Consider the following 24,181-nt stretch of genomic DNA (forward strand, 5'->3'; position numbering starts at 1 on the left):
ATCAGGCGCTTAGCGACTAGCAGCCCACCAGCGCAAACGGCCCGAAGCGCGTCAGGACGCCGAATCCGACACCCCGAGCTGCTGCTAGCGAGGCGCCGCGATGCCCCACGCCCAAAACACGCTCAGTCACGACACCTGAGGAGCAGTCAACCCCATGGGACACGTATCCCCGACCCCGTCCGGCAAGTTCCGCGCCAACTGGCGCGACCCCTCCAACAAGCAGAAGGCCAAGACGTTCAAGACCCAGAAGGAGGCCAAGGCGTTCCTCGCCGAGGTTGAGAGCGCCAAGAACCACGGCACCTACATCGACCCGCAGGTGGGCAAGCTCCTGTTCGCCAAGCACGCTGAGGGCTGGCTCGCCGGGCGGCACGTGGAGGTGCGCACGCACGAGCGGACGCTGTCCGTGATGCGGATCCACGTGCTGCCGCAGTGGGGCAGCTGGCCGCTGGCGAACATCGACCACCGCGCCGTGCAGGAGTGGGTGAACGCGCTCAGCCGCAAGCTAGCCCCGGCGTCGGTCGCCAAGTGCTTCGGCGTGCTGTCGATGGTGATGGACTCCGCGATCTACGCCCGGCTGATCGGCATCAACCCGTGCAAGGGCGTGAACCTCCCGAGCACGCACAAGCCGCGCCGTCCCGCACAGGCACTCAGCCGTGCCGACTTCTTCGAGCGGCTGTTGCCCTCCACGGCGCCGAACTACCGCGCGCTGGTGGCGCTGGCTGCCGGTACCGGGCTGCGCTGGGGCGAGGCGGCCGGGCTGGCGTGGGGCGCGGTCGACCTCGACGCGGCGCGCGTGCGCGTGGTCCAGGTCGTCATCGAGTCCGGGGGTGTGCGGAGCATCAAGCCCTACCCGAAGTCGCGGGCGGGCGTCCGCTCCATCCCGCTGCCCGCGTTCCTGGTGGAGGAGCTGACGCAGCTGCGGAAGTCGCTCGACGCGCCGCCGAGGCCGACCGCCCTGCTCTTCTCGGCCGGGTGACGGAGCGCCCGCCCCGGGGGTGGCTCGCCTCCTGGCCCGATGCGGCGGGGCTGGAGCACACCAGGGAGTTCGAAGGGGAGCGCGAGGCGGTGGAGCACGCCGTTGCCCACGCGGCCGGCGGACTGCACTTCCACGACTTGAGGCATTCGTACGCGACGTGGTTGGTGTCCGACGGCGTGCCCGTGAACGTCGTCAGGGCGGTCATGGGGCACGAAAGCACCTCGACCACGCTGAACCTCTACACCCACGCGCCGAGCGAGTACCACGGCCGCGTGACGGGGGTGTTCGACGACCCTCGCTGACGATCCGCTGACTGCGGGCGTCTGACCGGACCGCAAACGAAAGCGGCTGGCCGGAGGAAACTTCCCTCTGACCAGCCGCTTTGCGGACTGTAGCCCCGACCGGATTCGAACCGGCGCTACCGCCTTGAGAGGGCGGCGTCCTGGGCCGCTAGACGACGGGGCCCCAGGTGGTGCGTGGTGCGGGTGGTGCGGCCTTGCGGGTGGAACAATACAGCACCGCGATCTTGCTGCGGTGCTGGGGTACCAGGACTCGAACCTAGACTAACTGAACCAGAATCAGTTGGGCTGCCAATTACCCCATACCCCATCGGCGCTGTCAGCGCCGGTTGGAAACTTTACCGGAGCGAACCCATCCGGCCAAATCGGTTGTCGCAAACACGCCTATTCCAAGGTCAGGACCCTGTTGCTGAGCGCGCCGATGCCCTCGATGGAGACGGTGACCTCGTCGCCGGCCACCATGCGGGAGACGCCGGCGGGGGTGCCGGTGAGGATGACGTCGCCCGGGAGCAGGGTCATGACGTGTGACACATATGACACGAGGGTCGGCACGTCGAACACCATGTCCTTGGTGCGGCCGAGCTGGCGGACCTCCTCGTTCACCTCGCAGCGGACCTCGACGTCGCTGACGTCCACGCCGGTGACGATCCAGGGGCCGATGGGGCAGAACGAGTCGAAGCCCTTGGCCCGGGTGAACTGGACGTCCTTGCGCTGCAGGTCGCGGGCGGTGACGTCGTTGGCGGCGGTGTAGCCGAAGATGGCCGCGGCGGCGCCGGCCCGGTCGACGCGGCGGGCGCCGGTGACGCCGATCACGACGGCGAGCTCGGCCTCGTGCTCGACCTGCTGCGACTGCGGCGGGATCCGGATGGCGTCGTTGGGGCCGATGATCGACGTGGACGGCTTGAGGAAGAGCAGCGGCTCCTTCGGCACGTCGTTGCCGAGCTCGGCGGCGTGGTCGGCGTAGTTGCGCCCCACGCACACCACCTTGCTGGGCAGGATCGGGGAGAGCAGCCGCACGTCGGCGAGCGCCCAGCGCTGACCGGTGAACCGCAGCTCCCCGAACGGGTGACCGTCGATCTCGGCGACGGTGAGTCCGGTGAGCCCGGCGGCGGGCTCGCCCTCGACGACTCCGAACGACATGCCACTGCTGTGGGCGAAACGAGCGATACGCACGTCGTGAAATCTACTCCGCCGCCGGTGCCGGGCTACGAACCCGTCAGGTGCCGCTCCACGAACGCGTTGCTGAACTTCCCGAAGGGGTCGAGCCGCTCCCGCAACGCCAGGAAGTCGGCCAGCCGCTCGGGCCGCGGCGCGTGGTGGAACACCTTGCCCCAGTGCGGGCGCGGCGCCAGGTGCGCCAGGGACTCCTCGAGCGCGGCGACGACCGGCGCCACCCGCGCGTGGTCCTTGATCCAGGTGAAGTGCAGCGCGACGCTGTCGCGCCCGTGGTGTGGGCTCAGCCACAGGTCGTCGGCGGCGACCGTGCGGATCTCGGAGATCTGCAGCACGGGCGTGACGAGGTGCCGCACCCGCTCGATGGCGGCGAACGCCTCGACCGCGTCGCCGCGCGCCACGAAGAACTCGCTCTGCAGCTCCTCGCCGCTGCTGGGCGTGAAGTCGAGCTTGAAGTGCGGCAGCCGCCGGTGCCACGGGCCGGGCACGCCGCCCTGCTCGGTGCAGCTCTCGGCGGGCATCGCCGCGATCGGGTGCATCGCCCGGCCGGCCGGCGTCGCGCCGAACCCGTCCGGCTCCTGCCCGTCGGCGAGCTTGAGCCACAGCTGGTCGACGGTGTCGCCGGCCCAGCGGGTGAACAGGCTGACCGAGTAGCCGGCGCTCGCGATCTCCTCCCAGCGCTCGTCCAGCACGGCCCGCGGCAGGTGCTCGAAGACGAATTGGCGGATGCTGTACGACGGCCGCACCGCCAACGTGACACCCACCACGACCCCGAGGGCGCCCAGTGCGACGACGGCGCCCGGGAACTCGGCGTCACCGCGGTCCAGCCGGACCAGGTCCCCGCCGGCGGTGACGAGCTCGATGCCGGTCACGGCGGTGGCGAGGTTGCCCAGGGCGGCACCGGACCCGTGCGTGCCGGTGGCGACGGCCCCCGCGACGGAGATGTGCGGCAGTGACCCGAGGTTGTGCAGTGCATACCCCTGGGCGTCCAGGTGCGCGGCGAGCTCGCCATACCGCACGCCGCCGGCCACGGTCACGGTCCCCGCCGCCGGGTCGATCCGCGGCGCCACCGGCAGTCCGGCCACGCTGACCAGATCGGCGGGCGTGTCGGCGATGTCGTTGAACGAGTGCCCGGAGCCGAGCACGCGCACCCGCTGCGCCTGCGCCACCACGGCGCGCACCTGGTCCACGGTGGACGGTCGGTGCACCCGGGCGGCACCGAACGCGATGTTGCCCGCCCAGTTGGTGATGCTCATGCGGCCGAGTCTATTCGCGGCGCACCGTTCGCCGCCCGGCCCCACCCCGGGTATCACCGACCGCGACCGTTCGGCTACTGGCGGGCGGGTGCGGCCCGTCACAGACTTTCCCGGTGACATTTCCGCCGCTCAACCGGCCCGTCCAGAGTCCTCGCCGGAGCCCTCGCCGGGGCCCGCAGCTCGCCGTCGGCGCCGCCGTGCTCGGCGTGCTGCTGGTCTGCGGCATCGTCGCGGCCGCCGGCAGCGACGACCGGGGCGACCCGACGGGTGACATCAAGGGCGCCGCCGCGCTCGCGCCGCCGACCGGCGCGACACGGACGGCCAGCGCGGCCGCGCAGCCGGAAACGGCGGCCACGACCACACCGCCGCCCGCGACCACACCGCCCGCGAGCGCACCGCCCGCGAGCACGACGACACCGCCCGCGGCAAGGACGCCGGCCGCGACGAAGACGACCGGCCCGGCCAAGGCGCCGACGACGAAGGCGACCACCAGGCCGGCGGGCAACTGCAACCCGAACTACTCGCCGTGCGTGCCGAACGACCCGGTGGACGTGGACTGCGCGGGCGGCGGCGGCAACGGCCCGTCCTACGTGCAGGGGCCGGTCAGGGTCATCGGCACCGACGTCTACAGGCTCGACCGGGACGGCGACGGGATCGCCTGCGAGTAGCCGGGACGGCGGCGGGATCGCCCGCGAGTGGTCAGAGCGTCTCCAGGTACCGCAGCATCTGCTGGATCTCGGCGGTACGGCTGTCGGTGATGCGCCCGGCCAGGTCCAGGGCGCCCGGGTTGACCCCGGAGCCGGTCTCCATGCGGGCGATCTCGACCGCGTTGTGCTGGTGGGCCACGAGCATGTTGAGGAAGCGCCGCTCGAACTGGGCGCCGTCGTACGTGGCGAGGGCCGCGATGTCGTCGGCGTTCGTGCCGTGCGCGCCGCCGTGCCCCGCGTGGGAGTCGGCGGCGGCGCTGGGCGGCTGCTGCCAGGACTCCAGCCAGACCCGCATCGTCTTGGCCTCGTCGGCCTCGGTGACGTCGATCGCGGCGGCGAGGGTGCGCACGTCCTCCCGGACGGCCTTGGTGCGCGCCAGGCGGACCATCTCCAGGGCCTGGGTGTGGTGGGCGACCATCATCTGGGCGAACATGACGTCGGTGTCGTTGTAGACCTTGCCCGTCGCGGCGGCCGCCGGGGCCGGCTGTGCCGGGGCGGCGGCACAGCCGGCGAGGAGCAACGCCGAGGTGAGCGCTAGCAGGAACCGCACTCGAACTCCTCCGCTGGGACGGGGTGCCCGCCATCGGGCCGGGCACCCCGAGGGGCGATCTAGACCCGCTGCCAGAGCGCCGGGACGTTGGGCGGTTCCCAACCGGCGATGGCGGTGTGCGCCTGGCGGCACTGGTACGTGACGCCGCCGTACGTGACGCGGTCGCCGACCTTGTACGCGGTGCCCGCCTGCCACGTGCCGCCCGCCGGGGGCGTGGTGGAGGTCGGGGTGGGCGTGGGGTTGACGGTGGGCGTCGGGCTCGGCTGGGTGGGCGTCGGCGTCGGGTTGCCGCCGCCACCGACCTGCAGGTCGACGCACGAGTAGAAGGCGTTTCCGGTGTCCGCGACGTTCCACCGGGCGAGGACCAGGATGCGACCGGTGCGCCCGCCGAGGCTCACCGTGTGCGAGACGGTGGCGCCGGGCTGGCGGCCCCCGTCGTCGATCACGGCGATGCGGGTGCCGCCGACGAAGTACTCCCACGTGCTGGTGTTGTGCCGGGCGGTGAGCACCCAGTTGAACGTGACGGAGTTGCCGACGGCCGTGGCCGGCCAGCCCTTGTTGGGGTCGTCCAGCTGCGCGAACCGGCTGTTGCCGCCGCTGCAGCTCATCAGGCCCTTGGGACCCTCGACACTCTGCGGCTCGTAGACGATCTCGCCGCAGTTCGCGACGCGCCCCTGGGCGCACATGGCCTGGCGGCTCGCGGGCGAGGAGATGTAGCCGTGCGCCGCGGCCGGCTGGGCCGAGACGAGCAGTGATGTGGCGATGGCGGCGAGCGCAAGTGGTGCCAGCGCGATCGTTCTTCGCATCGATCGCTCCCTTCGTGCAGTGGGGGTGATGCCGCCAATGTAAAGGAAGGATTGTTAACAGTAAATAACCTTTATGGAAAAGGGTCGATAGAGCGCTCTCACTTAAGGTAGGGTCCAGCCCGCCTTAAGGCACGAGCCCGATCAGGCCGCGGACCACGGGATTCGTGGTGTTTTCGGCCCAGGCCAGGCCGATGTCGACGGTCGGCGTGGGGCCGGTGCAGCGGCGCAGCACGACCCCGGGCAGCCGCAGCGCCCTCGCCCGGCCCTCCGGCACCGCGGCGACCACCCCGCCGGCGGCGACGGCCCGCAGCAGCTGCTCGTCGTCGGGCTCGTGCCGAGCGAGGGTGAACTTGCCCGTGGGCCAGATCTGCGCCACGATCCGGTCGTGCATGCCGGGGCCGTTGTCCCGCGGCCACATCACCGCGGGCTCGCCGCGCAGCAGCTCCCGCGGCACCCGCCGGCGCGCCGCGAGCGGATGCCCGGCGGGCAGCGCGATCAGCAGCTCCTCCGTGCCGACCCGCACCCAGCGGATCCCCGGGTCGTCGACCGGCGGCCGCACGAACGCCGCGTCGTAGCGCCCCGCGAGCAGCCCGGCCACGTTCGGCGCGGTCCAGCCGGTCTCCGGCACCACCTCCACGTTCGGGTGCGCGGCCCGGAACCGCTCGATGAGCTCGTCGACGCACCCGCCGCGCGCCGACCGCGTGTACGCCAGCCGCAGCCGGCCGCCCTGCCCGAGCACCGCCGCGGCGATGCGCTGCTCGGCGGCGGCGGCCTGGGCGAGCAGTGCCGCCGCCTCCGCCGCGACGATCACCCCGACCGGGGTCAGCGCGCACCCGCCGCGTCGGCGCTCGACCAGCCGCGCGCCGACCTCCCGCTCCAGGGCGCCGACCTGCTGGCTCAGCGCCGGCTGGGCGATGCGCAACCGCGCCGCGGCCCTCGTGAAGTGCAGCTCCTCGGCCAGGGCAGCGAAGTACCGCAGTCGCCGCAGTTCCATAAGCCAGGCTTATCACGACGCAGCCGGCCGGTCTTGGACACCGCGTGCCGGGCGTGGTTGCGTGGGCCGCATGGACGTGACTGTCGTCGGCGCCGGGATCAGCGGGCTCGCCTGCGCCGTGCGCCTGCAGGAGGCCGGGCACGCGGTGACGGTCGTGACCGCCGACGAGCCGGCCGCGACCGTCTCCCGGTTGGCCGCCGCCGTCTGGTACCCCACCCACACCGCCGCCGACCCGCGGGTGCTGGCCTGGGCGGGCCGGACGTACGACGAGCTGACCGCGCAGGCCGCCGCGGGCGTGCCCGGGGTGGTCGCCCGGCCCACCCGCATGATCCTGCGGGGGCCGCACGCCACGCCGTGGTGGGCGGCGGCCGTGCCGGACTTCGCCGCCGCACCGGGCGAGTGGCGCTTCACCGTCCCGTCAGTCGAGATGGAGTGGTACCTGCCGTGGCTGCTCAGCCGGTTCGGGACGGCCGGCGGCCGGGTGGCGCGCCACCGCGTCGCGCGGCTGTCGGACGCGCCGCGGGTGTCCGGCGGCGCCGACGTCGTGGTCAACGCGACCGGCCTCGCGGCGCGGGACCTCGCCGGCGACCCCGCCGTGCATCCCGCCCGCGGCCGCGTCGTCGGCGTCGGCAACCCGGGCCTCGTCACGTCGGTGCGGGACGAGGACCACCCGGCGGGGATGACGTACATCCACCCCCGCAGCCGCGACGTCGTGCTCGGCGGCACGTACGAGCCCGGGGAGTGGGACACCGGCGCCGACCCGGCCGTCACCGCCGCCATCCTCGCCCGCTGCGTCGAGCTGGTCCCGGAGCTGGCCGGTGCGCCCGTGCTGTGGCAGGCGGCCGGCCTGCGCCCGGCCCGCCACGGCGGCGCCCGGGTCGAGGCGGATCCGCGCGATCCGCGGGTCGTGCACAACTACGGCCACGGCGGCGCCGGGATCACGCTCGCCTGGGGCTGCGCCGACGAGGTCGTCACCCTCGCCGCTGGCGCGGCAGGCGCATGATCGAAGGATGATTCGCTTCATCCTGAACGTCCTGTGGCTGATCTTCGGGGGCGGCTTCCTGTTGTTCGTGGGCTACGCCTTCGCCGCGGCGATCTGTTTCGTGCTGGTCATCACCATCCCGTTCGCCGTGGCGTCGTGGCGGCTGGCCGTCTACTCGCTCTGGCCGTTCGGCCGCACGGTCCAGGCCAGACCCGACGCGGGCGTGGCCACCGGCCTGGCCAACGTGCTGTGGGTCGTCCTCGCCGGCTGGTGGCTGGCGCTGAGCCACATCGCCGCCGGCGTCGCCCTGTGCCTCACGATCATCGGCATCCCGTTCGGCATCGCCAACTTCAAGCTGGTCCCCGCCGCGTTCTGGCCCCTGGGCCGCGAGGTGGTCGACCTGTAATCGGCGCCGCCGGGTGCTCCGCGGTGAGGGGACCGCGGAGCACCCGGAGCGATCACAGCTGGGACGCGAGGCCCAGCAGGGCGGCGACCAGCACGATCAGGCTCAGCACCATGGTCATGCAGCCGCCGCGGCCGCCCGTGGGAGCCTGGGCCGGGGGTGCCGGCACGGTCGGCGGGGCGGGGCGCTGGGGGCCGTCGGGGCTGGGCGAGCCGGGACCGGTCGACGGCTTGTCCGGGGCGCCGGACGGGGCCTCGCCGACGCCGGAGGCCTCGCCCTCGGGGGTTTCGGGTGCTTCGGAGAGGCCGTCGTCGATCGGTTCGGGGGCGGCCGGGGTGGATTCAGGCACTGGCTCCTCCAGTCAGGCGTGCTCGATGTGCGGCACGCTACAGGCCGGAGAGGCGTTGTCCAGCCCGCACCACGGCCATCGCGTGGCGGTCGCCGGGGCGCCGGCCGAGCCGCTCGATCGGGCCCGAGACGCTGATGGCGGCGATGACCCGGCCGGTGCGGTCGCGGATCGGGGCGGAGACGCTGGCGACGCCGGCCTCGCGCTCGGCGACGCTCTGCGCCCAGCCGCGGCGGCGGACCTCGGCGAGGGTGCGGCCGGTGAACTTGCACCGAGGCAGCAGCGGCATGACGGCCTCCGGCGGCTCCCACGCCAGGAGCACCTGTGCGGCGGAGCCGGCGGTCATCGGCAGCACCGAGCCGATCGGCACCGTGTCACGCAGGCCGCTGGCGCGCTCGGCGGCGGCCACGCAGAGCCGCTCGTCGGCGCGGCGGAGGTAGAGCTGCGCGCTCTCGCCGGTCGCGTCGCGCAGCGCGGTGAGCATCGGCTCGGCCGCGGTCAGGAGAACGTCGGGTGCCGCGTTGGCGAGCTCGCCCAGGCGCGGGCCCGGCCGCCAGCGTCCTTGTGCATCGCGAACGAGCAATCGGTGGATTTCCAGGGCCTGTGCGAGCCGGTGCGCCGTTGCCCGGGGAAGCTTGGTCCGGTCCACCAGTTCGGCCAGGCTGGCGCCGTCGACACAAGCGGCCAGGATGACCACCGCCTTGTCGAGCACGCCAACACCGCTCATACTGTGTCCCACAGACCGAAACATACCTCCCAAACTTTAGGATGTCCAGATGGTGGGAGAAGCACGACCGCGGACGCTCGCAGAGAAGGTGTGGGACGCGCACGTCGTCCGTGCCGCCGACGGCGAGCCGGATCTGCTGTACATCGACCTGCACCTGCTGCACGAGGTCACGAGCCCGCAGGCGTTCGACGGACTGCGCCTGAGCGGGCGCACCGTGCGCCGCACCGATCTCACGATCGCGACCGAGGACCACAACACGCCGACCGACAACCTGTTGACGATCAGCGATCCGGTGTCCCGCCTGCAGATCGAGACGCTGCGCCGCAACTGCGAGGAGTTCAAGGTCCGGATCCACTCGCTGGGCGACGCCCAGCAGGGTGTGGTGCACGTCATGGGCCCGCAGCTGGGGCTGACCCAGCCGGGCATGACCATCGTGTGCGGCGACTCGCACACCTCGACGCACGGCGCGTTCGGCGCGCTCGCGTTCGGCATCGGCACGAGTGAGGTCGAGCACGTCCTGGCGACCCAGACGCTGCCGCAGCCGCACCTCAAGACGATGGCGGTCAACGTCGTCGGCGAGCTCGCCCCGGGTGTCACGGCCAAGGACCTGGTGCTGGCGCTCATCACCCAGGTCGGCACCGGCGGCGGCCGCGGCCACGTCGTGGAGTACCGCGGCCCCGCCATCGAGAAGATGTCGATGGAGGGCCGGATGACGGTCTCCAACATGTCGATCGAGTGGGGCGCCAAGGCCGGCATGATCGCGCCGGACGAGACCACGTTCGCCTACGTCGAGGGCCGCGAGTACGCGCCGAAGGGCGAGGAGTGGGAGCGGGCGAAGGCGTACTGGGCCTCGCTGCGCACCGACGAGGGCGCGAAGTTCGACCGCGAGGTCACCCTCGACGTCACCCACCTGACCCCGTTCGTCACCTGGGGCACCAACCCGGGCCAGGGCGCGCCGCTGGGCGCGAGCGTGCCGGACCCGGCCGACTTCGCCGAGGACGCCGACCGCGTCGCGGCGCAGAAGGCCCTGGAGTACATGGCGCTGACGCCGGGCACGCCGCTGCGCGACGTCGCGGTGGACGTGGTGTTCCTCGGTTCGTGCACCAACGGCCGGCTCGAGGACCTGCGGGCCGCGGCCGAGGTGCTGCGCGGGCGCAAGGTCGCCGACAGCGTCCGGATGCTGGTGGTGCCCGGGTCCGCGTCGGTGCGCGCCGCGGCCGAGGAGGAGGGCCTGCACGAGGTCTTCACCGCCGCCGGCGCGGAATGGCGCTTCGCGGGCTGCTCCATGTGCCTGGGCATGAACCCCGACACGCTGAAGCCGGGCGAGCGTTCGGCCTCGACGTCCAACCGGAACTTCGAGGGCCGGCAGGGCCGTGGCGGCCGCACCCACCTGGTGTCGCCGCAGGTCGCCGCCGCAACCGCCGTCGTCGGCCGCCTCGCGGCCCCCGCGGACCTGAACTAGCCGAGAAGACAGGCAGAATCTGACATGGAGAAGTTCACCGTCCACACCGGCACGGCCGTGCCGCTGCGCCGTTCCAACGTGGACACCGACCAGATCATCCCCGCCGTCTACCTCAAGCGCGTCACCCGCACCGGGTTCGAGGACGGGTTGTTCAACGCCTGGCGCTCGGATCCCGCATTCGTGCTCAACAATCCGGCCTACGCCGGGGCCTCGATCCTCGTGGCCGGGCCCGACTTCGGCACCGGATCGTCGCGCGAGCACGCCGTGTGGGCCTTGCAGGACTACGGTTTCAAGGTTGTCGTGGCACCGCGTTTCGGCGACATCTTCCGGGGAAACGCGCTCAAGGCCGGGCTCCTGCCCGTCGAGCTGGACGTGGAAACCGTCGAGGAACTGTGGGCCGCGATCGAGGCGGAACCGGCCGCGCCGGTAACGGTCGATCTGCAGGACCGCCAGTTGCGTGCGGCGGGCCGCGAATGGGCCTTCCCGCTGGACGACTTCAGCCGTTGGCGCCTGCTGGAAGGCCTTGACGACATCGGTCTGACACTGCGCCACGAAGACGTCATCACCGCCTTCGAACAACGCCGTCCGGAGTGGACACCCGTCGTTCACTAGGCACCAGCAGGGCGTCTCGATGAGCCCCCGGCCCAATCCGTTGCTCCACAACGATTTCTTTTCCGTCATATGTTTGTATCCTGTGTTCGTTGGGATACCTTGCCCACAGGGACTTATTTCTGGTACGGGAGGAAACAACGTGAACAAGGCCGAGCTCATCGAGGCGCTCAGCGCTCGCCTGGGCGACAAGAAGTCGGCAAACGCGGCGCTGGACGCGGTGCTGGCCGAGATCCAGGCTGCCGTGACCAAGGGCGACAAGGTTGCCATCACCGGTTTCGGGGTCTTCGAGAAGCGCGTCCGTGGTGCGAGAACCGCGCGCAACCCGCGCACCGGTGAGGCCGTCAAGGTGAAGAAGACGTCGGTGCCCGCGTTCCGGGCCGGCGCCAGCTTCCGCGAGATGGTCGCCGCCGGCAAGGTGCCGAAGGCCGCCCCGGCCAAGAAGGCCGCCGCCGCCACCAAGACCACCGCCGCGAAGGCGACCACCGCCAAGGCCGCCCCGGCCAAGGCCGCGACCAAGGCCACCACCGCCAAGGCCGCTCCGGCCAAGGCGTCCGCCGCCAAGGCCACGACGGCGAAGGCCGCTCCGGCCAAGGCCGCCACCAAGGCGACCGCCACCAAGGCGACGGCCAAGGCCACCACGGCGAAGGCCGCCCCCGCCAAGAAGACCGCCGCGAAGACCACGCGCGCCGCCGCGTCGACGACCGCGCGCAAGACCACCACGGCCTCCACCACGACGGCCGCCAAGAAGGCGCCCGCCAAGAAGGCCGCCACCGCCAAGTGACCCGGCGGCGGCACCGGTAGGACGAACGGAAAAGGGGGCGGGCGCCACGTGTGGCGCCCGCCCCCTTCCGTCGTGGTTCAGACCGTGAGCGGCCGCAGCGGTTCCCAGCCGAGGAGCCGGTCACCGCTGAAGGTGATGATCCACCCGCTGCCCTTGCGGGTGTGGAAGTCCACATTGGTGCGGCCGGTCAATGCGACCAGCAGCGGCGGCATCAGCTTGCCCTGGCTGCACACGACGGTCGTGCCGCCCGGGGCGGCGAGGGCCCGCAGCGCGTTCGCCGCGGCGGTCGGCGACCGCTCCTCGTCGAAGGTGGCGTCCAGGGCGAACGGCAGCCCCAGCGGCTCCACCGTCTGCTGGCAGCGCAGGGGGGTGGCCGACACCACCCGCTCCGGCCGCAGGAGCCGCAGCAGGCCGCTGAGCGCCTCCGCGTCGCGTTCGCCGTCGCGGTCCAGCGGGCGCAGCCCGTCGGGGCCCTTCCACTCCTTGCGTTTGCCCGCCCGGGCATGGCGCACCAGCGCCACCACCGACGTCACCGGCGGCAGCTCCAGGAACGCCTTCACCACGCCCCGGTCGTGCGCGTAGCTCAGCAGCGCGGGCGCCTGCGTGGCCGGCACCCAGCGCGCCTCCTCGATCTCGTCGTCGGCGGGCCGGTCCTGCCACACCAGCGCCCGCATCGACCAGAAGTCGACGACCTTCTCCACGCCCGGCGCGCCGGTCAGGTACCGGATCGACGGCAGCCGGGCCTGCGGCACGCCGTGCACGAGCGTCTCCTCGTGCACCTCGCGCACCGCCGCGGCCAGCTCGTGCTCGCCGGGATCGATCTTGCCCTTGGGCAGGGACCAGTCGTCGTAGCGGGGACGGTGCACCAGCACGATCTCCACGCCGTCCCTCGCCGGGCGCCACACCACCCCGCCCGCCGAGCGGACGACCGTGCTCATCTCAGCCATGCCGTGGTGTTCTCCTCGCAGACCGCGGCCCACACCGCCGGGAACGCGGCCCGCGCCCGGGTGACCGCCGCCCGCTCCCGCTCGAACAGTCTGCCCGCGGTGACGGCGAGACGGTGCTCGCCACGGTCGAGGAATCTCGCGACGAACAGCCACGTGTCGGCGGCGGTCGCGGCGTCCTGGTGCTCACCGAGGATCTTCTGCGCCTTGGCGATCCGCTTGGCCAGGGCGGCCGCCTCCGCACCGACGACCGGGGCGGCGGCGTCGGCGGCGTACCGGGCCCGCTTGGCCAGCTTGCGCACCTCGTGCCAGTCGTCGTCCGGCAGGTGCGGGCTGAGCGCCTCCGCCGCGTCGTACAGCTTCCGCCACGGCTTGCGCACCAGGCCCGGCAGGACCCGGGCGGCCGGCGCCGTGTGCTTGCCGGCCAGCCGGGGCGGCCGGGTCAGCGCGTCGAGCAGCGGCACGTACCGCGGCGAGCGCAACGCCTCGTCCAGCGCGGACAGCGCGGTCTCCTGCCGGCCGGCGAGCGCGGCGTCGATGCGCTCGACGGCTTCGGTGTCCAGCGGGGCGAGGGGGTCGGCCGCGGCGGTGAGCCGCAGGCGCGCCCGCATGACCTCGACGTCCCTTGCGCCGCCGAGCGCGCCGGCCAGCCGGCCCAGCTCCGCCCGCAGCGGCCGGCTCCACGCGGGGTCCAGCAGCGCCTGGAACGTCTGCAGGTCGCTGCGCAGCCGCCGGGTGCCGACCCGCATCTGGTGCACGGGGGTGTCGCCGTTGGGCATGGTCTCGCGCAACCGGGCGAAGGCGTCGTGCCGCAGGATCCGGGCGACGCCGGAGCGCACGGCGCGGGTCACGACGGCGCCCGCGCTGCCGTCGTCCTCGCCGGGGTCGTCGGCGCCGCCGGGTCGGGCGGGCACCGCGCCGGCCGCGGTCAGGGCGGCCTCGACCTCGGCGAGATCCGCGGCGCCGCCGTCGATGAGCACCACCTCGACGGCGCGGGGACGCCGGCCCGTCGCGCGCCCGGACAGGACGCGGACCTCGGCCAGTACGCCACCCGCCGACGACAGCACGTGGACGGCCGTGCGGACCGTCCGCACCGCGGTGAGGCCGGCACCCCGGTGCAGGGCGGTCAGCACGTCGAGCAGGTCCGGCGGGACGACCCCGGCGCCGGCGGCCGGGCGGCGCAGCTCACGCCCCGGCAGCAGCAGCGACCAGGTGCCGTCCCGGTGCTGGCGCAGCGACACCCCGGCGTGCGCGAGCGCCGCGTCCGGGGTGTCGTGGCAGGTGGCGTCGAGGGTGACGGCGCCGCCGGGTCCGGCCAGGCCCGGCAGGGTGAAACCGTCACCGACGGCGAACCGGGCCGGCCGCCTCATCACGTGGTCGGCTCCGCCCGGTCGACGATCCGCCGCAGCAGCACCTCCTGCGGGTTCCTGCCCTGCCGGCGGTGCCAGGTGCCGTCGCCGGACAGCTCGAACCCGCCGGTGTCGTCGCTCATCATGAGCGTCAGCATCCGGTCCAGCTCGCCGGTCGCGGCCGGGTCGGTCACCTTGACCAGGGCCTCGACCCGCCGGTCGAGGTTGCGGTGCATCAGGTCGGCCGAGCCGATCCAGTACTCCGCGGCGGCGTCGCGGCCGAACCGGAACACCCGCGAGTGCTCCAGGAACCGGCCGAGCACCGACCGGACCCGGATGTTGTCCGACATGCCCGGCACGCCGGGACGCAACGCGCAGATGCCGCGCACGATCAGGTCGACGCTCACCCCGGCCTGGCCGGCCCGGTAGAGCGAGTCGATGATCTCCTCGTCGACCAGCGAGTTGACCTTCAGCTGGATGAGGCCCCGCTCGCCGAGGGCGATCTCGCCGTCGATCCGGTCGATGATGCCGCGGCGCACCCCGTGCGGGGCGACCAGCAGCCGCCGGTAGGAGGTCTGCCGGCTGTACCCGGTGAGCACGTTGAACAGGTCGGTGAGGTCCGCGCCGACCTCGGGGTCCGCGGTCAGCAGGCCGTAGTCCTCGTAGAGCCGCGCGGTCTTCGGGTGGTAGTTGCCGGTCCCGACGTGGCAGTAGCGCCGGATGTGGTTGCCCTCCTGGCGCACCACCAGCGCGGTCTTCGTGTGGGTCTTGAGCCCGACCAGCCCGTAGACGACGTGGCAGCCGGCCCGCTCCAGCGTGCGGGCCCACCCGATGTTGGCCTTCTCGTCGAAGCGCGCCTTCACCTCGACCAGCACGACCACCTGCTTGCCCGCCTCGGCCGCGTCGACCAGCGCGTCCACGATCGGCGAGTCGCCGCTGGTGCGGTAGAGCGTGAGCTTGATCGCCAGCACGTGCGGGTCGGCGGCGGCCTGCTCCACGAAGCGCTGCACGCTGGTGGAGAACGAGTGGTACGGGTGGTGCACCAGGATGTCGTGGTCGCGCAGCCGGGCGAAGACGCTGCGCGGGGTCTCACCCTCGGCGAAGTGCGGGTGCGTCGCCGGCACGAACGGCGGGTCCTTGAGCGCCGGCCGGTCCACGCCGTTGTAGATCTCCCACAGCGCGGTCAGGTCCAGCAGCCCCGGCACCCGCAGCACGTCGTGGGAGTCCATGTCCAGCTCGCGGACCAGCAGCTCCAGCACATGGTCGGAGATCGACGCGGCGACCTCCAGGCGCACCGGCGGACCGAAGCGGCGCCGCGCCAGCTCCCGCTCCAGGGCCTGCAGCAGGTCCTCGTCGCGGTCCTCGTCGAGCTCGACCTCGGCGTTGCGGGTCACCCGGAACAGGTGGTGCTCGACCACCTGCATCCCGGAGAACAGCTGCCCGAGGTGCGCCGCGATCAGCTCCTCCACGGGCAGGAACCGCACGGTGCGCACACCGTCGCGGGTGATGCGGTCCAGCGCGTAGAAGCGCGGCACGTTGTTGGGCACCTTGATCCGGGCGAACAGCTCCTGGCCGCCGTCGCGCTCGCGGACCACGACCGCCAGGTTGAGCGACAGGCCGGAGATGTAAGGGAACGGGTGCGCCGGGTCGACCGCGAGGGGCGTCAGCACCGGGAAGATCTGCTCCCGGAAGGAGGTGCGCATCCGCTCCCGCTCGGCCGGGTCGAGCTCGCTCCACCGCACGATGTGGATGTGCTCCTCGGCCATCGCCGGGGCGATCTCCTCGGCGAACACCCGCGACTGGCGCGCGACCAGCGCCGTGGTGCGCTCCGCGATCTGCTCCAGCTGCTCCGTCGGTGGCAGGAACCCGGGGCGGCGCACCGGGATGCCGGTCTGCAGCCGCCGCTTCAGGCCCGCGACCCGGACCATGTAGAACTCGTCGAGGTTGCTGGCGAAGATGGCGAGGAACTTCGCCCGCTCCAGCAGCGGCGTCGCGGGGTCCTCGGCCAGCGTCAGCACCCGCGCGTTGAAGTCCAGCCAGGACAGCTCCCGGTTGAGGTACCGGTCCTCGGGCAGTGGTTTCTCACTCGGCACGACCAGCGCGTCGTCCTCGGGCGACGGCCCGGCCGTGGTCTTCTGGGTGGGTACCAGGGGGGTCTGTTCCGCCACCGTGTCGCTCATGGTGACCTCCTCGGGCGCCTGGGGGGCGTCTTCACCGGTTGCCGGTGCCGCGGCCTTCGTTGCCCGCCGGACACGTGGCGTCGCGCCAGTTGCCGGAGCCGCCCGTCGCGGTGCCGCCTTGCGCGGGGCGGCCTTGGGGGGCGCGCTCTGCGGGTCAGGGCGCTGCGCGGAGTTGCGGGGGCGGCTGCGACCGGTCGGCGTCTCGTCCACCGGATCATCATGGCCCGTTTGTGCCGGTCTGAACATGAACTTCCCGCGGCTTGGCGGCTACGGCAAGGTTGGCAGTGTGACCTTCACGACGGCGCCCTCGGCGTCGTGATCGAGCCGGATCCGCTGCCCCAGGCGCAGGTGCCGAAGCCCCGACGCGTCGAAGGCGGCGGCCGGGAAGTGCAGCTCGGTGCCGTCGTCCAGCAGCACCGTGCCGGTGTGGGTGTCGTCGTCGAACGTCGCCACGGTTCCCTGCATCAGTCCACGCTACCGCGTGTCGATGTGCTGGCGTGTTTCGCGTGACAGCGCCCGCGTGCCGGTTGTGTTACGCGAGGGTGCAGAGGATCTCGCCGGTGTGCGAGCCGAGGCCGAGGCCGGCGGCGGCGTCGAGGTCGGCGGCCGTGTCCACGTCGCGGCGCAGGCTCGGCCAGTCGCCGTCGAGGCGCAGCGCGCCCGAGCGCAGGTGCGCCGCGGCGGACCCGGGCCCGAAGTGCGGGTCGAGCGGCACCCCGGCGGGCGCGGCGAGCAGCACGGTGCCGCTGCCCTCCAGGTCCGGCACGAACGCGCGGCGGCCGGCCCGGGCCGCCTCGGCCAGGGCGACCGCCAGGTCGGCGGGGCGCATGGCGGGCAGGTCGGCGGTGAGCGCGACCACCGGCGCGCCGCCGGCCGCGCGGGCGCCGAAGGCCAGCGCCGCGTTGAGGCCCGCGGCGGGGGTGTCGGGCAGGCAGGTGGCGCCGGCGGCGACCAGGCCGGCCCGCACCTGCGGGTCGTCGCAGACCACGACCACCCTGCTCACGGCCGGGCAGGCGAGCACCGCGGCGACCGTGTCCCGGGCCATGGCCAGCACCAGCCCGGGATGCGTGGCGTCCGGCACGGCACCGCGCAGCCGCGTCTTCGCCGCACCGAGCGGCTTGACGGGCACGACCGCCGTCCAGGTGGCCACCCGGGTGCTGAGCATGACCCATCCTGACACGCCGCCCCGACGCCCGGCAGTGGCATGATTCGCAGCAGAACCATGAGGGGAGGGTGAGATGACGCGTCGGAGGCTCGGCTTTTGGCGGCGTTTCGCCGTCGTGACCGTGAAGCCCACGATGCGGATGCTGACCCGCCGCACCTGGTCGGGCATGGAGCACGTCCCGGCCGGGGGCGGGGTGATCATCGTGGTCAACCACATCTCGCACGCCGACCCGCTCACCGTCGCGCACTACATCTACGACGCCGGCCGCTGGCCGTCGTTCCTGGCCAAGTCGAGCCTGTTCAGCGTGCCGGTGCTCGGCTACCTGCTGCGGGCCACCCACCAGATCCCGGTCCGCCGCGGCACCACCGACGCGGTGAAGGCCCTGGAGGCCGCCCGGGCCGGGGTCCGCGACGGCGAGGCCGTGGTCATCTACCCCGAGGGCACCACCACCCGCGAGCCCGACCTGTGGCCGATGCGGGGCAAGACCGGCGCCGCGCGCCTGTGGCTGGACACCCGCGCGCCGATGATCCCGATCGTGATGTGGGGCCCGGAGCGGATCTACGACCCCCGCACCAGCAAGCTGCGGCTCCTGCCGCGCGCCGACGTGACGGTCGTGGCGGGCGCGCCGATCGACCTGTCCGCCTGGGACGACGCGCAGCCGACCGCCCAGACGCTCAACGAGATCACCGACCACATCATGCTGCACCTCCGCGACATGCTCGTGGAGATCCGCGGCGGGACCCCGCCGCCGCTGTGGACACCGCGCAAGACACACGCATGACTGGGACGGAGCGCACATGAGCATTCGACGCGCCGCGGTGCTCGGGGCCGGATCGTGGGGCACCGTCTTCGCGAAGCTGCTCGCCGACGCCGGCACGCCGGAGGTCACCGTCTGGGCCCGGCGCGCTGAACTGGCCGAGGCGATCCGCGAGCGGCACGTGAACCCGGACTACCTGCCCGGCATGTGGCTGCCCGAGGCGATCACCGCGACCGGCGACGCCGGCGAGGCGATCGACGGCGCCGACCTGGTGGTGCTGGCGGTGCCGTCGCAGACGCTGCGCGACAACCTGGGCGCCTGGGCCGGCACGATCGGCGCCGACGCCACGCTGGTGAGCCTGATGAAGGGCATCGAGCTGGGCACGTTGAAGCGGATGAGCGAGGTGATCGTCGACACCGCCGGCGTCGAGCCGGAGCGCATCGCCGTGGTCACCGGCCCCAACCTTGCCCTGGAGATCGCCGCGGAGCAGCCGGCGGCGACCGTCGTGGCGTGCACCGACATCCGCCGCGCCGAGCTGGTGCAGCGCGCGATCAGCACGCGGTACCTGCGGCCGTACACCAACGACGACGTCATCGGGTGCGAGCTGGGCGGCGCGGTCAAGAACGCGATCGCCCTCGCCTACGGGATGGCCTCGGCCCTCGGGTTCGGCGACAACACCCGGGCGACGCTGATCACCCGCGGGCTCGCGGAGACCACCCGGCTCGGCGGCGCGCTCGGCGCCAACCTGATGACGTTCGCCGGCCTCGCCGGCCTGGGCGACCTGGTCGCCACCTGCTCCTCGCCGCTGTCGCGCAACCGCACGTTCGGCGAGCACCTCGGCCGCGGCGAGACCCTGGAGCAGGCCCAGGCCGCGACCAGGCAGACCGCCGAAGGCGTGAAGAGCTGCCTGTCGATCCGCGACCTGGCGCACAGCGTCGGCGTGGAGATGCCGATCACCGAGCAGGTCGAGCTCGTCTGCCACGAGGGCGTCGACCCGCTCAAGGCGCTCGCCGCGCTGATGTCCCGCGAGACCAAGCCGGAGCGGCCCGGCGTGCCGTCGACGTCCGAGCTTCAGTAGGGTCGGGCCCCAGGGGCGCGATCACTGGCGGGGCGCCGCAGCGGAGGTGACGTCGTGACCGGTGACGGGACTGCAGTGGTGCATGCCGGGCTGCCCGAGCCGGTGCCCGGCCGGCCGTTCCTGCCCAACCCGGCCTTCGGCGCGCCCTACCACCTGGACCCGGTCGCCGGCCCGCAGGCGGGCGTCGACGGCTACGGCCGCACCGACAACGCGACCTGGCGCGCGCTGGAGACCGCGATCGGCTCGCTGGAGGGCGCCGAGTGCGTGACGTTCGCCTCCGGCATGGCCGCCGTCAGCGCGGTGCTGCTCAGTGTGCTGCGCCCCGGTGACACCGTCGTGGTGCCCGCCGACGGCTACTACAAGACCAGGGCGTTCGCGTCCTCGCACCTCGCCGAGCGCGGCGTCACGGTGCTCGAGGCGCCGACCGTGGGGCCGTACCCGGCGCTGGACGCCGTCCGGCTGCTGCTCGTCGAGACCCCCGCCAACCCGGGCCTCGACGTGTGCGACATCGCGGAGCTGGCCGCCCGGGTGCACGCCGGCGGCGGGCTCGTCGCCGTCGACAACACCACCGCGACCCCGCTCGGGCAGCGCCCCCTGGACCTGGGCGCCGACTTCTCGGTCGCCTCCGGCACCAAGGCGCTGACCGGCCACTCCGACATCCTGCTCGGGTACGTGTGCACCCGCGACCCCGAGCGGGCCGCGGCCCTCACCGCGTGGCGCGGCGCCACCGGCGCCGTGGTCGGCCCGTTCGAGGCCTGGCTCGCGCACCGCTCGCTCGGCACCCTCGACCTGCGGCTGGCCCGGCAGTCCGCCAACGCCGCCGCCGTCGCCGAGGTCCTCGCGGCGCACCCGGCGGTCCTGTCGGTGCGCTGGCCGGGCCGGCCGGAGGATCCCGCGTACGAGGTCGCCTCCCGGCAGATGCGCCGGATCCCGGGCGTGGTCACGTTCACCGTCGCCGACCGGGCCGCCGCCGAGCGGTTCCTGGAGGCGTCGGAGCTGGTCTTCGCCGCCACGTCCTTCGGTGGCCTGCACACCTCGGCGGACCGCCGGGCGCAGTGGGGCGATGCCACCCCCGAGGGTCTGATCCGCTTCTCGTGCGGCGTCGAGGACACCGAGGACCTGGTCGCCGACGTACGCCGCGCACTCGACGCGATCAAGGGCTGACGCACCGCGACGGGTCGGCTTCGCGGCTGTGACCCCGACGACGGCCCGACAGCGGCGGCTTGACCGGGCCGTTAGGGTCGGCGCGTGGAAACGCCAGAGAAGACCCGGGTCGCCGTCGTGTTCGGCGGGGGCAGCACCGAGCACGCCGTGTCCAGCGTCGGCGCCGCCGACCTCCTCGACGCCCTCGACACCGACGAGTTCGAGATCGTGCCGATCGGGGTGACCCACGAGGGCCGTTGGGTGCTCAGCGCCGCCGCCCGCGCCGAGCGGCCCTCGACGGACCTGGTGTCGGCCGGCGCCGCGGTCACCGTCGTCGACGCCGGCGCCGGGGTCGCCAGCCTCGGCGGCGTCGACGTGGTCTTCCCCGTCCTGCAGGGCGTCTTCGGCGACGAGGGCACCGTCCAGGGGCTGTTGGAGATGGCGGACCTGCCCTACGTCGGGTCGGGCGTGCTCGCCGCCGCCGTGGCGATGGACCACGACTTCTCCCGCAAGCTCGTCGTGGCCGCCGGGCTGCCCGTCGCCCCGTACGTCGTGCTCAGGGGCGACGCGGAGGTCACCGCGGCCGACCGGGACCGGCTCGGCCTGCCCGCCGTGGTCCGCCCGGCCCGCGGCGCCGGGGGCGTGACCGAGGTCACCGACTGGGCGCAGCTGCCGCCCGCGGTCGCCGCGGCCCGGGCCGTCGACGCGAAGGTCGTCGTCGCCGCCGCGCCCGCCGGCCGCCGCATCACCGTGGGCGTGCTGGACACCGGCGCGGCCGACCGGCCCGAGGCCAGCGTCCCCGGCGAAGTCGTCGGCGGGCGCACGACCGCACCGGCCGAGCTGGACCGCGACGTCGAGCGCCGGGTCCGGGACCTGGCCGTGGCGGCGTTCGTCACCCTCGACTGCGCCGGGCTGGCGGTCGTCGAGTGCACCGTCACCCCGGACGGCCAGGTCTTCTTCGACCGGATCGACACCATGCCAGGCTTCGATCCGGGCGCCCCGTTCCCCGTGGTGTGGCAGGCCAGCGGCGTCGCGTACCAGACGCTGATCTCCAGACTGGTCAAGGCGGCCGTGCGGCGGGGGACCGGCCTGCACTGAGCCGAGGCTCAGGTGCGGTGCAGCTGCCCGCGCAGCGCGCCGTCGGGGTAGGCCGAGGAGTGCACGTTGACGTAGTAGCGCTCCGGGTCGTCCCGCAGCCGCCACGCGAGCCGGTCGCCGACCCGCGTGCACGCCGCGACCGACCCCGACCAGACCGGCGCGGCCAGGGGAGCGCTGACGGGGCCGTTCTTGCCGGGCCGGCCCCGGTGGAGGTGGGCGGCGTCGATGTCGCCGCCGACGTTGCGCACCCGCAGCACGTAGCAGAGACGGCCGTCGCGGTGCAGCTGGAGCAGCGCGATGCCGGTCGCGTCGGGGTCGCCCTTGCCCTTGGGCACCTCCTGGGCGCCGCTCAGGTAGGCACTCAGCGACACGCTTCGGGGTGCGGGCGCGGCCGCCGCCGGGGTGACGCCGGTCGTGGCGCCGACGACCAGGGCGGCCGCGGCGGTGAGCACAGTACGCATGGATCTCTCCCTCGTCCGGGCGCAACCTCGTCCGGTTGCGCAACCGAGGGGAGATTCGGTCTCAGCAGTGGGTGGTGCCCGGATCGGCGAACGGCACGGTCGCGACGATCGGTGCCGAGAGGTTGACCAGCCACGCGCCGTCCGCCTTCGCCGGCACCACGACCCGCAGCGGGACCTGGCGGTCCACCGTCGTCCAGACGGTCTCCTCGCCTCGCTCCTCCGGATACCAACATACGTCCGACAGGCCCATCAGCTGGGCATCTTGCGGAATTGCCCGCTTACCGACCGTGCCGCAGGACAGCACGATCGCCGGGTCGCCGAACGCCGCGTTCTGCTCCGGCCCGGCGCTGACCGGCCGCCGGTGCAGCCCGCCGAGCGTCTCCGGCAGGCGGGCCACCAGGGCGCGGCAGGTCGCCGCCGTGGCCTCGTCCATCGGGGCCGCGTCGGTGCGCACCTGACCGGTCGCGGCGGCCTTGGGGAAGCCGCCGAGCAGCCAGAACGCCAGGACGCCGACCACCAGCGCGACCGGGACCGCGGTGATGGTGGCGAGCCTGGCGGGGCTCATCGCCGTCATCTATAAGTGCACCACCGAGCAGGTCAGGGTGCGGGTGATGCCCGGCACCAGCTGCACGTTGCTGACGATCAGCTTGCCCAGCTCGTCGACGCTGCGCGCCTCCGTGAGCACCACCACGTCATACGGCCCGGTGACCGCGTCCACCCGGACGACGCCGGCGAGCTCCTGGATGGCGGTCGCCACATCACGTGCCTTGCCGACCTCAGTTTGGATCAGGATGTATGCCTGTACCACGACACGACTCCTTCCTGCGCCGCGCGAGCGCTGATCAGCGCTGAACCTACCGCACCATGGGAGGCAGCGAAGCAGCAGCCGTGCGTGATCGTGCCACGACACGCTGCGTCAACTTCAACATTGCGCAGTCAGTGTTCGATATTTGGAGGACGGGTGACCGTTGCAACCGCCGGTGAGTTCGGGCTCATCTCACGGGTGACCGCCCGGCTCGGGGCGGCGTCGCCCCTGGTCCAGCTCGGCCCCGGCGACGACGCGGCCCTGGTCGCGGCGCCTGACGGCCGGGTCGTGGCGAGCACCGACGTGCTCGTGGAGGGCCGGCACTTCCGCCGCGACTGGTCCGCCGCGCGCGACATCGGCCACCGCGCCGCCGCCGCCAACCTCGCCGACATCGCCGCCATGGGGGCCCGCCCGACGGCGCTGCTCGTCGCGCTCTGTACACCCGCCAGCCTCGAGATCGCCTGGGCGGAGGAGCTCGCCGACGGGCTGGCCGCCGAGGCCGGCAAGGTCGGGGCGGTCGTCGTCGGCGGCGACACGTCCGCCAGCCCCACCCTGACCGTCGCGGTGACCGCCCTGGGCACCCTGGAGGGGCGCGAGCCGCTGGTCCGCAGCGGGGCACGCCCCGGTGACGTGGTGGCCGTCTGCGGGCGCATCGGGTACGCGGCGGCCGGCTACACCATCCTCTCCCGCGGCTTCCGCTCGCCGAAGCTGCTGGTGGAGGCGCACCGCCGGCCGCAGGTGCCCTACGCCGCCGGCCCGGCCGGGGCGCTGCTCGGGGCCACCTCCATGATCGACGTGTCCGACGGGCTGCTCGCCGACCTGGGCCACGTGGCGACCGCCAGCGGCGTCGGGATCGACCTGCGCCGCTCCGCGTTCGTGGTGCCGGAGCAGATGCGTGACGCGGCGACCGCGCTCGGCGTCGACCCGTACGGCTGGATCCTCGCCGGCGGCGACGACCACGCCCTGGCTGCCACCTTCCCCTCGTCCGTGCGGCTGCCCGACGAGTGGCGGATCGTCGGTGAGGTCCTGCCGGCCAGCCTCTTCACCGCGGGTGACGGCGTGACTGTGGACGGTCGCCGGTACACGGGCGGAGCCCCAGGATGGGACCACTTCCGGTAACGAGTGAT

28 protein-coding genes and 2 tRNA genes are annotated in these 24,181 nt (G+C 73.3%); 13 read left to right on the top strand and 17 right to left on the bottom strand.

The window, feature by feature from the left end:
* Window positions 1-154: 154 nt before the first annotated feature.
* Both OP18_RS51095 and OP18_RS52085 read left to right on the top strand, forming a co-directional pair.
* On the top strand, window positions 155-976 hold the full coding sequence (locus OP18_RS51095) for an Arm DNA-binding domain-containing protein (RefSeq protein ID WP_052386291.1): 822 nt from the start codon (window positions 155-157) through the stop codon (window positions 974-976).
* Window positions 973-1,278, top strand: coding sequence for a tyrosine-type recombinase/integrase (locus OP18_RS52085; RefSeq protein ID WP_052386292.1), 306 nt, complete (start codon window positions 973-975; stop codon window positions 1,276-1,278). Before OP18_RS51095 ends, OP18_RS52085 begins: the two co-directional genes overlap by 4 nt.
* A gap of 90 nt (window positions 1,279-1,368) precedes the next feature.
* On the opposite strand, the gene OP18_RS06180 is transcribed toward OP18_RS52085, so the two are convergent.
* The 4 genes from OP18_RS06180 to OP18_RS06195 all read right to left on the bottom strand — a co-directional run bounded on the left by OP18_RS06180 (window position 1,369) and on the right by OP18_RS06195 (window position 3,704).
* A tRNA-Glu gene (locus OP18_RS06180) sits at window positions 1,369-1,441 on the bottom strand.
* Window positions 1,442-1,513: 72 nt separating this feature from the next.
* Window positions 1,514-1,585: transfer RNA gene (locus OP18_RS06185), tRNA-Gln, on the bottom strand.
* 74 nt (window positions 1,586-1,659) lie between these two features.
* Window positions 1,660-2,448, bottom strand: a complete 789-nt coding sequence (locus OP18_RS06190) for a fumarylacetoacetate hydrolase family protein (protein WP_081970427.1) — start codon at window positions 2,446-2,448, stop codon at window positions 1,660-1,662.
* A 32-nt stretch (window positions 2,449-2,480) separates the two neighbouring features.
* Complete coding sequence (locus OP18_RS06195) at window positions 2,481-3,704, bottom strand: FAD-binding protein (protein WP_033357778.1); 1,224 nt, start codon at window positions 3,702-3,704, stop codon at window positions 2,481-2,483.
* Window positions 3,705-3,817: 113 nt separating this feature from the next.
* Here OP18_RS06195 and OP18_RS59510 point away from each other — a divergent pair, with 113 nt between their 5' ends.
* Window positions 3,818-4,372, top strand: a complete 555-nt coding sequence (locus OP18_RS59510; protein ID WP_245635275.1) for an excalibur calcium-binding domain-containing protein — start codon at window positions 3,818-3,820, stop codon at window positions 4,370-4,372.
* Window positions 4,373-4,403: 31 nt separating this feature from the next.
* Here OP18_RS59510 and OP18_RS06205 read toward each other — a convergent pair whose 3' ends face one another.
* The 3 genes from OP18_RS06205 to OP18_RS06215 form a co-directional block, all read right to left on the bottom strand.
* Window positions 4,404-4,961 (bottom strand): DUF305 domain-containing protein, encoded by a 558-nt coding sequence (locus OP18_RS06205; protein ID WP_033357780.1) that lies wholly within the window; start codon window positions 4,959-4,961, stop codon window positions 4,404-4,406.
* Window positions 4,962-5,020: 59 nt separating this feature from the next.
* Window positions 5,021-5,767 carry a lytic polysaccharide monooxygenase gene (locus OP18_RS06210; RefSeq protein ID WP_033357781.1) on the bottom strand — a complete coding sequence of 249 codons (747 nt, stop codon included), beginning with the start codon at window positions 5,765-5,767 and terminating at the stop codon, window positions 5,021-5,023.
* Window positions 5,768-5,891: 124 nt separating this feature from the next.
* Window positions 5,892-6,761, bottom strand: a complete 870-nt coding sequence (locus tag OP18_RS06215) for a LysR family transcriptional regulator (protein ID WP_033357782.1) — start codon at window positions 6,759-6,761, stop codon at window positions 5,892-5,894.
* A gap of 70 nt (window positions 6,762-6,831) precedes the next feature.
* Between OP18_RS06215 and OP18_RS06220 the strand changes: the two genes are divergently transcribed.
* Entirely contained in the window at window positions 6,832-7,764 is a 933-nt protein-coding gene (locus OP18_RS06220) for an FAD-dependent oxidoreductase (protein WP_033357783.1), read from the top strand.
* Window positions 7,765-7,771: 7 nt separating this feature from the next.
* Complete coding sequence (locus tag OP18_RS06225) at window positions 7,772-8,149, top strand: YccF domain-containing protein (protein WP_033357784.1); 378 nt, start codon at window positions 7,772-7,774, stop codon at window positions 8,147-8,149.
* Between the two features lie 52 nt (window positions 8,150-8,201).
* Here OP18_RS06225 and OP18_RS06230 read toward each other — a convergent pair whose 3' ends face one another.
* Both OP18_RS06230 and OP18_RS06235 read right to left on the bottom strand, forming a co-directional pair.
* The gene (locus OP18_RS06230) at window positions 8,202-8,495 is read right to left on the bottom strand and encodes a hypothetical protein (protein WP_033357785.1); all 294 of its coding nucleotides are present in this window, start codon (window positions 8,493-8,495) and stop codon (window positions 8,202-8,204) included.
* 37 nt (window positions 8,496-8,532) lie between these two features.
* Complete coding sequence (locus OP18_RS06235) at window positions 8,533-9,219, bottom strand: IclR family transcriptional regulator (RefSeq protein ID WP_033357786.1); 687 nt, start codon at window positions 9,217-9,219, stop codon at window positions 8,533-8,535.
* 49 nt (window positions 9,220-9,268) lie between these two features.
* Here OP18_RS06235 and leuC point away from each other — a divergent pair, with 49 nt between their 5' ends.
* From leuC to OP18_RS06250, 3 genes are all read left to right on the top strand, one after another.
* On the top strand, window positions 9,269-10,681 hold the full coding sequence (leuC, locus tag OP18_RS06240) for a 3-isopropylmalate dehydratase large subunit (RefSeq protein ID WP_033357787.1): 1,413 nt from the start codon (window positions 9,269-9,271) through the stop codon (window positions 10,679-10,681).
* A 24-nt stretch (window positions 10,682-10,705) separates the two neighbouring features.
* Window positions 10,706-11,293 carry a 3-isopropylmalate dehydratase small subunit gene (gene leuD, locus OP18_RS06245; protein WP_033357788.1) on the top strand — a complete coding sequence of 196 codons (588 nt, stop codon included), beginning with the start codon at window positions 10,706-10,708 and terminating at the stop codon, window positions 11,291-11,293.
* Between the two features lie 139 nt (window positions 11,294-11,432).
* Window positions 11,433-12,074: an HU family DNA-binding protein gene (locus OP18_RS06250; RefSeq protein ID WP_033357789.1), complete on the top strand. Its 642-nt coding sequence runs from the start codon at window positions 11,433-11,435 to the stop codon at window positions 12,072-12,074.
* 77 nt (window positions 12,075-12,151) lie between these two features.
* On the opposite strand, the gene OP18_RS06255 is transcribed toward OP18_RS06250, so the two are convergent.
* From OP18_RS06255 to cofC, 5 genes are all read right to left on the bottom strand, one after another.
* A complete protein-coding gene (locus tag OP18_RS06255; RefSeq protein ID WP_033357790.1) occupies window positions 12,152-13,021 on the bottom strand; it encodes an NUDIX hydrolase in 870 nt (289 codons plus the stop codon).
* On the bottom strand, window positions 13,009-14,388 hold the full coding sequence (locus OP18_RS06260) for a CYTH and CHAD domain-containing protein (RefSeq protein ID WP_052386293.1): 1,380 nt from the start codon (window positions 14,386-14,388) through the stop codon (window positions 13,009-13,011). Before OP18_RS06260 ends, OP18_RS06255 begins: the two co-directional genes overlap by 13 nt.
* Window positions 14,388-16,547 (bottom strand): RNA degradosome polyphosphate kinase, encoded by a 2,160-nt coding sequence (locus OP18_RS06265; protein WP_052386294.1) that lies wholly within the window; start codon window positions 16,545-16,547, stop codon window positions 14,388-14,390. Before OP18_RS06265 ends, OP18_RS06260 begins: the two co-directional genes overlap by 1 nt.
* Window positions 16,548-16,814: 267 nt before the next feature.
* Window positions 16,815-17,012 carry a hypothetical protein gene (locus OP18_RS06270; RefSeq protein ID WP_033357791.1) on the bottom strand — a complete coding sequence of 66 codons (198 nt, stop codon included), beginning with the start codon at window positions 17,010-17,012 and terminating at the stop codon, window positions 16,815-16,817.
* 67 nt (window positions 17,013-17,079) lie between these two features.
* Complete coding sequence (gene cofC, locus OP18_RS06275; RefSeq protein WP_033357792.1) at window positions 17,080-17,712, bottom strand: 2-phospho-L-lactate guanylyltransferase; 633 nt, start codon at window positions 17,710-17,712, stop codon at window positions 17,080-17,082.
* Window positions 17,713-17,785: 73 nt separating this feature from the next.
* On the opposite strand from cofC, the gene OP18_RS06280 reads away from it, so the two are divergent.
* The 4 genes from OP18_RS06280 to OP18_RS06295 all read left to right on the top strand — a co-directional run bounded on the left by OP18_RS06280 (window position 17,786) and on the right by OP18_RS06295 (window position 21,788).
* A complete protein-coding gene (locus OP18_RS06280; protein WP_033357793.1) occupies window positions 17,786-18,493 on the top strand; it encodes a lysophospholipid acyltransferase family protein in 708 nt (235 codons plus the stop codon).
* A 16-nt stretch (window positions 18,494-18,509) separates the two neighbouring features.
* Window positions 18,510-19,547 carry an NAD(P)H-dependent glycerol-3-phosphate dehydrogenase gene (locus OP18_RS06285; RefSeq protein ID WP_052386295.1) on the top strand — a complete coding sequence of 346 codons (1,038 nt, stop codon included), beginning with the start codon at window positions 18,510-18,512 and terminating at the stop codon, window positions 19,545-19,547.
* 54 nt (window positions 19,548-19,601) lie between these two features.
* Window positions 19,602-20,711 (top strand): cystathionine gamma-lyase, encoded by a 1,110-nt coding sequence (locus OP18_RS06290; RefSeq protein ID WP_033357794.1) that lies wholly within the window; start codon window positions 19,602-19,604, stop codon window positions 20,709-20,711.
* A gap of 84 nt (window positions 20,712-20,795) precedes the next feature.
* Entirely contained in the window at window positions 20,796-21,788 is a 993-nt protein-coding gene (locus tag OP18_RS06295) for a D-alanine--D-alanine ligase (RefSeq protein WP_033357795.1), read from the top strand.
* Between the two features lie 8 nt (window positions 21,789-21,796).
* On the opposite strand, the gene OP18_RS06300 is transcribed toward OP18_RS06295, so the two are convergent.
* The 3 genes from OP18_RS06300 to OP18_RS06310 all read right to left on the bottom strand — a co-directional run bounded on the left by OP18_RS06300 (window position 21,797) and on the right by OP18_RS06310 (window position 23,057).
* Window positions 21,797-22,249 (bottom strand): CHRD domain-containing protein, encoded by a 453-nt coding sequence (locus tag OP18_RS06300; RefSeq protein ID WP_033357796.1) that lies wholly within the window; start codon window positions 22,247-22,249, stop codon window positions 21,797-21,799.
* 61 nt (window positions 22,250-22,310) lie between these two features.
* Entirely contained in the window at window positions 22,311-22,814 is a 504-nt protein-coding gene (locus OP18_RS06305) for a DUF3515 domain-containing protein (RefSeq protein WP_162189747.1), read from the bottom strand.
* Between the two features lie 9 nt (window positions 22,815-22,823).
* Window positions 22,824-23,057 carry an Lrp/AsnC ligand binding domain-containing protein gene (locus OP18_RS06310; protein WP_033357797.1) on the bottom strand — a complete coding sequence of 78 codons (234 nt, stop codon included), beginning with the start codon at window positions 23,055-23,057 and terminating at the stop codon, window positions 22,824-22,826.
* A 153-nt stretch (window positions 23,058-23,210) separates the two neighbouring features.
* Here OP18_RS06310 and OP18_RS06315 point away from each other — a divergent pair, with 153 nt between their 5' ends.
* Complete coding sequence (locus tag OP18_RS06315) at window positions 23,211-24,173, top strand: thiamine-phosphate kinase (protein WP_052386298.1); 963 nt, start codon at window positions 23,211-23,213, stop codon at window positions 24,171-24,173.
* Window positions 24,174-24,181: the final 8 nt, after the last annotated feature.

It is taken from the genome of Dactylosporangium aurantiacum, assembly GCF_000716715.1.
Classification (GTDB): Bacteria; Actinomycetota; Actinomycetes; order Mycobacteriales; family Micromonosporaceae; genus Dactylosporangium; species Dactylosporangium aurantiacum.